The 10,719-nt window shown below is 61.6% G+C and carries 7 protein-coding genes and 1 pseudogene; all 8 read left to right on the forward strand.

All coding sequences use genetic code 11. The features are described from left to right. The first annotated feature begins 66 nt into the window (after window positions 1-66). Complete coding sequence (locus tag AC07OV_RS26560; RefSeq protein ID WP_176994502.1) at window positions 67-1,356, forward strand: MFS transporter; 1,290 nt, start codon at window positions 67-69, stop codon at window positions 1,354-1,356. A 264-nt stretch (window positions 1,357-1,620) separates the two neighbouring features. After that, window positions 1,621-2,607 (forward strand): phosphate ABC transporter substrate-binding protein PstS, encoded by a 987-nt coding sequence (locus AC07OV_RS26565; RefSeq protein ID WP_053258707.1) that lies wholly within the window; start codon window positions 1,621-1,623, stop codon window positions 2,605-2,607. Window positions 2,608-3,092: 485 nt separating this feature from the next. Next, window positions 3,093-5,126, forward strand: coding sequence for an ABC transporter permease subunit (locus AC07OV_RS26570; protein WP_176994671.1), 2,034 nt, complete (start codon window positions 3,093-3,095; stop codon window positions 5,124-5,126). Window positions 5,127-5,141: 15 nt separating this feature from the next. Then, window positions 5,142-6,812, forward strand: a complete 1,671-nt coding sequence (pstA, locus tag AC07OV_RS26575; protein ID WP_176994501.1) for a phosphate ABC transporter permease PstA — start codon at window positions 5,142-5,144, stop codon at window positions 6,810-6,812. 133 nt (window positions 6,813-6,945) lie between these two features. Then, window positions 6,946-7,779, forward strand: coding sequence for a phosphate ABC transporter ATP-binding protein PstB (gene pstB, locus AC07OV_RS26580; RefSeq protein ID WP_176994500.1), 834 nt, complete (start codon window positions 6,946-6,948; stop codon window positions 7,777-7,779). A 71-nt stretch (window positions 7,780-7,850) separates the two neighbouring features. Then, on the forward strand, window positions 7,851-8,612 hold the full coding sequence (gene phoU / locus AC07OV_RS26585; RefSeq protein ID WP_176994499.1) for a phosphate signaling complex protein PhoU: 762 nt from the start codon (window positions 7,851-7,853) through the stop codon (window positions 8,610-8,612). A 164-nt stretch (window positions 8,613-8,776) separates the two neighbouring features. Beyond that, window positions 8,777-9,685 (forward strand): response regulator, encoded by a 909-nt coding sequence (locus AC07OV_RS26590; RefSeq protein WP_494997508.1) that lies wholly within the window; start codon window positions 8,777-8,779, stop codon window positions 9,683-9,685. Window positions 9,686-9,986: 301 nt separating this feature from the next. Then, window positions 9,987-10,643, forward strand: a pseudogene (locus AC07OV_RS26595) (M23 family metallopeptidase); the annotation flags it as partial. Window positions 10,644-10,719: the final 76 nt, after the last annotated feature.

Below are 10,719 nucleotides of genomic sequence, written 5' to 3' on the forward strand. Positions count from 1 at the left end.
CCGAACCGACCCCGGCGCTTGCCGGGGTCTCGCGTTCGCCGTCCTGACAATAAGAGAAGCCTTGCCATGTCCTCCGTGCCCGCAAGCAGTGCGCAACCTTCGCGCCCGCTGACCCGCAACGACTACAAAACCCTGTCGCTGTCTGCCTTGGGCGGGGCGCTGGAATTCTACGATTTCATCATTTTCGTGTTTTTCGCCACTGTGGTCGGAAAACTGTTCTTCCCCGTCGATATGCCCGAGTGGCTGCGCATGATGCAGACTTTCGGCATCTTCGCCGCGGGCTACCTGGCTCGCCCCCTGGGCGGCATTATCATGGCGCACTTCGGTGACCTGCTGGGCCGCAAGAAGATGTTCACCTTGAGCATCTTCATGATGGCCGTGCCAACCCTGATCATGGGCCTGTTGCCCACCTACGCGCAGATCGGTTTGTGGGCGCCGCTGCTGTTGCTGCTGATGCGCGTCATCCAGGGCGCGGCGATCGGCGGCGAAGTGCCGGGCGCCTGGGTGTTCGTGTCCGAACACGTGCCACCCCGTCACATCGGCTACGCCTGCGGCACCCTGACCAGCGGCCTGACTGCGGGCATCCTGCTGGGCTCGCTGGTGGCCACTGGCATCAATACCGTCTATAGCCCGGAACAGGTTTCGGACTACGCATGGCGTATCCCGTTCCTGCTCGGCGGCGTGTTCGGTTTGCTCTCGGTGTACCTGCGCCGCTGGCTGCATGAAACACCGATCTTCGCCGAAATGCAGCAACGCAAAGCCCTGGCGGCCGAGCTGCCGTTGCGTGCGGTGTTGCGTGACCACCGTGGCGCCATCGTGCTGTCGATGCTGCTGACCTGGCTGCTGTCAGCCGGTGTGGTGGTGGTCATCCTGATGACCCCGACCGTGTTGCAGACTGTCTACCACTTCAGCCCGACGGTTTCGTTGCAAGCCAACAGCCTGGCCATCGTCACCCTCAGCCTGGGTTGTATTGCCTCCGGTGCCCTGGCCGACCGCTTTGGCGCAGGCCGTGTGCTGGTGATCGGTTGCCTGCTGCTGCTGGCGACCTCGTGGACGCTGTATCACAGCCTCATCGAGCACCCGAACTGGCTCTTCCCGCTGTACACCCTGACCGGCCTGTTTGTGGGCGTGATTGGTGTGGTGCCCTACGTGATGGTGAAAGCCTTCCCGCCTGTGGTGCGTTTCAGCGGGTTGTCGTTCTCGTACAACGTTGCCTACGCCGTGTTCGGCGGCCTGACGCCGCTGGCGGTGTCGCTGCTGATGAAGGAAAGCCCGATGGGCCCTGCCTACTATGTCGCCGTGCTGTGTGTGATGGGGACGCTGGTGGGTGGCTACCTGTGGAAGCGCGGGCGCTGACTCGCTGATAACCGTGTAGCGAGGGCGCAAGCTGCCTCGCTACACGTTTCGTTTATGCCAACGTTTGCAGAGTGTTTCTGAAACATCGCCTAAATCCCCGCTTTTCCCCCGCAAGCCCCGGTTTTATTGATCTTTGCCCTTCCTGTCAGGATTTTCACAAATGCTGGCCTTTCATCTAATTGTCATATTCCAGACATAGAGTGTTCACACGGCCTACCGATACTTGGCCCCGATCCAACTATCCCTATCTGCTAGGAGCAAGGCATGAAACTGAAGCGTTTGATGGCGGCAATGACTTTTGTCGCTGCTGGCGTTGCGACCGCCCACGCGGTGGCCGCTGGTGTTGACCCGGCAATTCCGGCTTACGCCAAGACCACCGGTGTATCGGGCAACCTGTCCAGCGTTGGTTCCGACACCCTGGCTAACCTGATGACCCTGTGGGCTGAGTCCTACAAAAAGGAATACCCGAACGTCAACATCCAGATTCAGGCTGCCGGCTCTGCCACTGCACCACCTGCGCTGACTGAAGGCACCTCCAACCTGGGCCCGATGAGCCGCAAGATGAAGGACACCGAACTGGCTGCCTTCGAGCAGAAGTACGGCTACAAGCCAACCGCTATCCCGGTTGCCGTAGACGCCCTGGCTGTGTTTGTGCACAAGGACAACCCGATCCAGCACCTGACCATGGAACAAGTCGACGCGATCTTCTCCTCGACTCGTCTGTGCGGCGCCAAAGCCGACGTGAAAACCTGGGGTGACCTGGGCGTGACCGGCGACTTGGCCAACAAGCCAGTGCAACTGTTCGGTCGTAACTCGGTATCCGGCACCTACGGCTACTTCAAAGAAGAAGCCCTGTGCAAAGGCGACTACAAGCCAAACGTCAACGAACAACCAGGCTCGGCTTCGGTCGTGCAGTCGATCAGCTCCTCGCTGAACGGCATCGGTTACTCGGGCATCGGCTACAAGACTGCAAGCGTGAAGACCGTTGCTCTGGCCAAGAAAGGCAGCACTGACTTCATCGAAGACAGCGAAGAAAACGCCCTGAACGGCAAATACCCGCTGTCCCGCTTCCTGTACGTGTACGTCAACAAAGCCCCGAACAAGCCTCTGGCCCCGCTGGAAGCTGAGTTCGTGAAGCTGGTTCTGTCCAAACAGGGCCAGGAAGTTGTAGTGAAAGACGGCTACATCCCACTGCCAGCCAAAGTCGCCGCCAAGGCCCTGGCTGACCTGGGTCTGAAAGAAGGCAACTAAGCCTGCAATACCCTGTGTAGGGGCAGGCTTTTCTGTGGGAGCGGGCTTGCCCGCGATGCTGGCGACGCGGTTCAAGATTGAAATCGTGTTGATGCCATCGCGGGCAAGCCCGCTCCCACACAAGCCTACCTACACCACTATTTTTTAGTCCGCTGCCAGCCCTGCTCCGCGGCGGATTTCTTGCGTCACTGCATTGTCATCTTTCTGTCATACAGGATCGCTAGGGTGTGCGCATGAATGATCTGGCCAATTCCACCATGACGACGACTTCTCCCCCCAAGCGCATTGATTTCAATACGCCTGAGCTGCAACGCAAGCGCCGCATTCGCGCGCTCAAAGATCGCCTGACCCGTTGGTACGTCTTGATCGGCGGCCTCGCCGTCCTCGGCGCCATCACCCTGATCTTCTTCTTCCTCGCCTATGTCGTCGCGCCGTTGTTCCAGGGTGCCTCGTTGACCAAGGAAGACGCCCTCACGCCTGCGTGGATCCAGGACGCCGGCAAGCCGCTGATGATCTCTCTGGAAGAGCAGAACCAGGTTGCCATGCGGGTTTCCGACAAGGGCCAGGCGCTGTTCTTTGATGTGGACAGCGGCGCTGAGATCAAGCGCGTCGACTTGCCGTTGCCGGCTGGCAGCCAAGTGGTGTCCATTGGTAAAGATCAGCCGGGCAGCCCGTTGGTGATCCTCGGTTTGTCCAATGGCCAATCCCTGGTGTTCCGCCACACCTATAAGGTGTCGTACCCGGACGGCAAGAAAACCATCAACCCAGCAGTCGAATACCCTTACGGTGAAACGCCAATCGTGCTGGACGATGGCGGTCGCCCGCTGGAACACGTTGCACTGAACGCCACTGACTCCTCCCTGGTGGTCGCCGGTTCGTCGGGCTCGCACTTGAACGTGCTGTCGCTGAGCCGCGAAGAAAACATGATGACCGGTGAAGTCACCAGCGAGCAGAAGCGTATCGAGCTGCCGCAAATGACCGAGCCGGTGAAGGCGATCTTCATCGACCCACGCCAGCAGTGGCTGTACGTGATCAACGGTCGCGCCCTGGCCGATGTGTTCAGCCTGCGTGACAAGAGCCTCAACGGCCGCTACAAACTGCTCGAAGACGGCGCTGCCGACATCACTGCCAGCACTCAACTGGTGGGCGGTATCTCGCTGATCGTCGGTAACTCCAAGGGTGGCCTGGCCCAGTGGTTCATGGCCCGCGACCCGGATGGCGAGCAACGCCTGAAACAGATCCGCACCTTCCAGATGGGCACTGCGCCGATCGTGGAAATCACCGCTGAAGAACGTCGCAAAGGCTTCACCGCCCTGGATGCGTCCGGCAAGTTCGGCGTGTTCCACAGCACCGCCCACCGCACTCTGCTGGTCGATCCGGTGGTTGATGGCCAAGGCCTGTTCGGCCTGTCGCCGCGCGCCAACCGCGTGATCGTGGAAGCCGGCGGGAAGCTGCAACCGCTGGTGCTGGACAACCCGCACCCGGAAGTGTCCTGGAGCGCGCTGTGGAGCAAGGTCTGGTACGAAAACTACGACGAGCCTAAATACGTCTGGCAATCGACCGCCGCCAACACCGACTTCGAACCGAAGATGAGCCTGGCTCCGCTGACGTTCGGTACGTTGAAAGCTGCGTTCTACGCCATGCTGCTGGCTGCACCGCTGGCCGTTGCCGCTGCGATCTACACCGCTTACTTCATGGCCCCGAGCCTGCGCCGCAAGGTCAAGCCGGTGATCGAGTTGATGGAAGCGATGCCGACGGTGATCCTCGGCTTCTTCGCCGGCCTGTTCCTGGCGCCTTATGTAGAGGGGCACCTGCCGGGCATCTTCAGCCTGCTGATGCTGTTGCCGATTGGCATCCTGGTGGCTGGTTTCATCTTCAGCCGTTTGCCCGAGTCGTTGCGCCTGCGCGTTCCTGATGGCTGGGAAAGCGCGATCCTGATCCCGGTGATCCTGTTCGTGGGCTGGCTCTCGCTGTACATGAGCCCGTACCTGGAAACCTGGTTCTTCGGCGGCGACATGCGCATGTGGATCTCCCACGACCTGGGCATCACCTACGACCAGCGCAACGCACTGGTGGTCGGCCTGGCCATGGGTTTTGCGGTAATCCCGAACATCTACTCCATCGCCGAAGACGCCGTGTTCAGCGTGCCACGCGGCCTGACCCTGGGCTCCCTGGCCCTCGGCGCCACGCCATGGCAGACCATGACCCGCGTGGTCATCCTGACCGCCAGCCCGGGTATCTTCTCGGCGCTGATGATCGGCATGGGCCGTGCGGTCGGCGAAACCATGATCGTGCTGATGGCCACCGGTAACACCCCGGTGATGGAGATGAACCTGTTCGAAGGCCTGCGCACCCTGGCGGCCAACGTGGCGGTCGAGATGCCGGAATCGGAAGTGGGCGGTAGTCACTACCGTGTGCTGTTCCTCTCGGCACTGGTACTGCTGCTGTTCACCTTCATCATGAACACCCTCGCCGAGCTGATCCGTCAGCGTCTGCGCAAGAAATACTCGTCGCTTTAAGAAAGGTAGAAGTCTGTGAAACAGAACTCCCTGAATGGATGGTTCAAGAGCGGCGCCCCCGGCGTCTGGATCAGCGGTGGCGCGGTGTCCATCGCGGTCATCATGACCATTGGTTTGCTGGCGGTGATTGCCGTGCGTGGCCTCGGCCACTTCTGGCCGGCCGACCTGATCCAGGCCAACTACAGCGTGCCGGGTCTGGAAAACCATATCGTCATCGGCGAAGTGGTGCAGAAGGAAGAAGTGCCGCGCGAGCGCCTGAAAAGCGCTGGCCTGCCTGTGCCGGAGCAAGGCCCGGAATTCATGACCCGCGAGCTGATCAAGGTCGGTAACCGGGACCTGAACGGCAACGATTTCACCTGGATCGTCGGCGAATGGTTGAAGGACCAGACCAAGCCGGTCGAGTTGATGGCCATCGAGCGTCGCGAGTGGGGCAACTTCTACGGCACCCTGGTCAACGTCAAGCAGGACGGCAAGGTCATTGCTGAAGGCGAGGCCGCATGGCCTGAGCTGCAGGCGCGTGTCGACCGTGTGAACAAGCTGGCGGCCCAGCTCAAAAGTCTGGAAAAAACCGATATCGGCGCGATCAACGCCGGGCTGGAGCGCATCCGCCTGCACGGTCGCAAACTGGAGCTGGAAGGCAAGCTCGACGCCACCGCCCAGGCCGACATGGACACGGGCCGTGCCGAGCTGAACAACCGCTATAAAGAGATCGAAGCGCGCCTGGCTGACCTGCACACCCAGTTCAACCGCGACTCGCTGACGGCCCGCGATGGCAACGGCAAGGAAGTGGAAATCGGCATCGGCAAAGTGGTGCACGCTTACCAGCCGAACGCCATGGGCACCATGACCAAGATCGGCTTCTACTTCAGCAAGGTCTGGGAGTTCCTCAGCGACGACCCGCGGGAAGCCAACACCGAAGGCGGGATCTTCCCGGCCATCTTCGGCACCGTGATGATGACCCTGATCATGGCGATGATCGTGACCCCGTTCGGCGTACTGGCGGCGGTGTACCTGCGTGAATACGCCAAGCAGAACACCCTGACGCGGGTTATCCGCATTGCGGTGAACAACCTGGCGGGCGTACCGGCCATCGTCTACGGCGTGTTCGGCCTGGGCTTCTTCGTGTATGTACTGGGTGGTTCGGTTGACCGCCTGTTCTTCGCCGAAGCCTTGCCGGCACCGACCTTCGGTACCCCGGGCCTGTTGTGGGCTTCGCTGACCCTGGCGCTGCTGGCGGTGCCGGTGGTGATCGTGGCCACTGAAGAAGGCCTGGCGCGAATTCCTCGCACTGTGCGTGAAGGCTCCCTGGCACTGGGCGCGACCAAGGCGGAAACGCTGTGGAAAATCGTGCTGCCGATGGCCAGCCCGGCAATGATGACCGGCATGATCCTCGCCGTGGCCCGCGCCGCCGGTGAAGTGGCGCCGCTGATGCTGGTCGGTGTGGTGAAGCTGGCGCCGTCGCTGCCGCTGGATGGCAACTACCCGTACCTGCACCTGGACCAGAAGATCATGCACTTGGGCTTCCATATTTATGACGTCGGCTTCCAGAGCCCGAACGTCGAAGCCGCACGGCCACTGGTGTACGCCACCGCCTTGCTGCTGGTGTTGGTGATCGCCACGCTAAACCTGTCGGCAGTGTGGATTCGTAACCACCTGCGCGAGAAATACAAAGCGCTGGATAGCTGATTTATAAGTCAACGCAGAATAAATGTGGGAGGGGGCTTGCCCCCGATAGCGGCGGATCAGAAACAGATGTGCTGACTGACACACTGCCATCGGGGGCAAGCCCCCTCCCACACAACAGCACAGGGAGCATCCCATGCAACACGAAACCCCTACCCACGGCATCAACATGTCTGCCCTGGGTCGCGACAAGCAGAGCCTGAGCCTGGCCCAGGAAACCGTGGCCATCGAAGTCCCGGGCCTGAGCCTGTTCTACGGTGAAAAGCAGGCGCTGTTCGACGTCAGCATGAACATCCCCAAGCAGCGCGTGACCGCCTTCATCGGCCCGTCGGGCTGCGGCAAGTCCACGCTGCTGCGTACCTTCAACCGCATGAACGACTTGGTGGACGGTTGCCGTGTGGAAGGCGCCATCAACCTCTACGGCAGCAACATCTACCGTAAGGGCGAAGACGTGGCCGAGCTGCGTCGCCGCGTGGGCATGGTGTTCCAGAAGCCAAACCCGTTCCCCAAGACCATCTACGAAAACGTGGTCTACGGCCTGCGCATCCAGGGCATCAACAAGAAACGCATCCTCGACGAAGCCGTTGAGTGGGCGTTGAAAGGTGCGGCGCTGTGGGACGAGGTCAAGGACCGTCTGCACGACTCGGCACTCGGTCTGTCCGGTGGTCAGCAGCAACGTCTGGTGATCGCCCGTACCATCGCCGTGGAGCCGGAAGTATTGCTGCTCGACGAACCGTGCTCGGCACTCGACCCGATCTCTACGCTGAAAGTCGAAGAACTGATCTACGAGCTCAAGTCCAAGTTCACCATCGTGATCGTGACCCACAACATGCAACAGGCGGCACGGGTTTCCGACTACACCGCGTTCATGTACATGGGCAAGCTGGTGGAATTCGGCGACACCGATACCCTGTTCACCAACCCGGCCAAGAAGCAGACCGAAGACTACATCACCGGTCGCTACGGCTAGAGCACGCTGGTTCTGATTGCACTGAATGCTGCGGTTCTCCGCACCTTACCGGACGCTCCAAGGACACCCACATGATTAGCAAAGAAGGCCTTACCCATCACATCTCCGCGCAGTTCAACGCCGAGCTTGAGGAAGTGCGCAGCCACCTCCTGGCGATGGGCGGGCTGGTGGAGAAGCAAGTCAACGACGCCGTCACCGCGCTGATCGAGGCCGACTCGGGCCTGGCCCAGCAAGTGCGCGAGATCGATGACCAGATCAACCAGATGGAGCGCAACATCGACGAAGAATGCCTGCGCATTCTGGCCCGTCGCCAGCCAGCGGCCTCCGACCTGCGTTTGATCATCAGCATCTCCAAGTCGGTGATCGACCTGGAGCGCATCGGCGACGAAGCCACCAAGATCGCCCGCCGTGCCATCCAGCTGTGCGAAGAAGGCGAAGCCCCGCGCGGTTATGTGGAAGTGCGCCATATCGGCGACCAGGTGCGCAACATGGTGCGCGATGCTCTGGACGCGTTTGCCCGCTTCGACGCCGAACTGGCGTTGTCGGTGGCGCAGTACGACAAGATCATTGACCGCGAATACAAGACGGCGTTGCGTGAGCTGGCCACCTACATGATGGAAGACCCACGCTCTATCTCGCGGGTCTTGAACATTATCTGGGTGCTGCGTTCCCTGGAGCGTATCGGCGACCACGCGCGCAACATCTCTGAGCTGGTGATCTACCTGGTGCGCGGCACCGACGTGCGGCACATGGGCCTCAAACGCATGAAAGCCGAAGTTGAAGGCACAGCCGACCAAATCCCTAATGTTCCGGGCGAACCTGACGATAAGTAAGGTTGCCCGAGAAATTAACGCCCGGCCTCAGGCCGGGCGTTTTTGTTTGTGGCACATGAATTTTTTTGCGCAGCCGGGGCAATAAAGTCCGACTGTGACTACCGAGTTTTGGCAAAATGCCATCAGTCAGGCGTCTTGCGTGCCGTTTATAGGGTGAAGGGTCGATGAGTAAAGTCAGTGTATTGGTGGTGGATGACGCCTCGTTTATCCGCGACCTGGTGAAGAAGTGCCTGCGCAACTACTTCCCCGGGATCAAGATTGAAGATGCGGTAAACGGCAAAAAGGCCCAGGCCATCCTGATGCGCGAGACCTTCGACCTGGTGCTGTGCGACTGGGAAATGCCGGAAATGTCGGGCCTGGAGCTGCTGACCTGGTGCCGTGAGCAAGCCCATCTGAAGGCCATGCCTTTCGTGATGGTGACCAGCCGTGGCGACAAGGAAAACGTGGTCCAGGCGATCCAGGCCGGCGTCTCCGGTTACGTCAGCAAGCCGTTCACCAACGAGCAGTTGCTGAACAAGGTCAAGCAGGCCCTGCACAAGATCGGCCGCCTCGACGCCCTGATCGCCAGTGCCCCGACCAAGATGAGCTCGGCTTTCGGTAACGACTCCTTGAGCGCCCTGACCGGCGGTAAGCCCGAAGCAGTACGCCCGGCACCGGTGGCCGCAGCGGCACCCGCACCGAGCAAAGGCCTGCTCAACAGCCCACCGGTCCAGGCACCTGCTGCCGCGCCGGCGGGCGGTCGTGGCCAAGGCCAACTGCGCTTGTCCAGCGGCAACCAGCAATGCGTGATCAAGGCGCTGAGCATCAAGGAAGCGCTGCTGGTGGTACGCCGTGGTGAAGTCCTGCCTCAGGTACTGGAAAGCGCGGTGCTCGACCTTGAGCAAGGTGAAAACGCCGAAGTGGCGCGCCTCAACGGCTACCTGCACGCCATCGTCGCCTACGAGCCCAAGCCTGACAGCGACTGGCTGCAACTGACCTTCCGCTTCATCGACCAGGACGCGCAGAAGCTCGACTACATCTCCCGCCTGATCGCACGCGGCACGGCGCAAAAGCACTTCGTGCCAGGCGCCTGATAAAAACCTATCGCCCGATTGCAGGGCTTCTGTAGTGAGCGGGCTTGCCCCGCGCCGGGCCCCGCGCCGGGCCCCGCGCCGGGCCCCACGCCGGGCCCCGCGCCGGGCCCCACGCCGGGCCCCACGCCGAGCCCCGCATCGGACCGCGCAGCCGCCCCCATTCAGGCACTGCAGCCCTTCAGTCAAACCGCGCTGCCAGGTGTTGGGCGGCTTCGCCACCCAGCGCGGGGCAAGCCCGCTCACTACAATCGTCATGTTCGCTTGCTAGCCTGCCGTTCATTCATTCTGGCAGGGACACGCCATGCTCATGCGCGTATTGCTGTGCTGCGGGCTGGCCACGGTCGTTCCTTCGGCCCTGGCCATGACCGTCTACAAATCCATCGATGCCCAGGGCAACGTGGTCTACAGCGACCGGCAAAGCCCCGGTGCCCAGGCGTTCGTGATTCAGGAGCGCAAGCCTGCGCGTGTGTTGCTCGAAAGGCCTAAGCCGACTTATCCGCAACAAGCCTACCGCTACCCGCTGCCCTGGCGTGGTGGACCGTTTCGCCTCACCCAAGGCCCCAACGGCAACTTCAGCCATACCGACGCCAAAAGCCGCTACGCCATGGACATCGCCATGCCCGAAGGCACGCCGATCATTGCGGCGCGCAGTGGCATGGTGGTGAAAACCGAGAACGAGCAAGTCGGGCGTGGCAATGATGCGTCGGGGAATTTTGTGCGGGTGCGCCATGACGATGGCAGTGAGGCGGTGTACCTGCACCTCAAGCAAGGCTCGGTCAGTGTCAGGACAGGGCAGCGTGTGAGCGTGGGCAGCCCGCTGGCACTGTCGGGCAATACCGGCAACAGCAGCGGGCCGCACCTGCATTTTGTGGTGCAGCGTGCCACGGAGGCGGGGCTGGTATCGATTCCGTATGAATTCAACCAGCCGGTGGGCACGCTGCCCAATTTTGCAGCAGGCCTGGGGGGGGGGGGGGGGGGGGGGGGGGGGGGGGGGGGGGGGGGGGGGGGGGGGGGGGGGGGGGGGGGGGGGGGGG

Source organism: Pseudomonas sp. GW821-FHT09A09 (assembly GCF_059418405.1).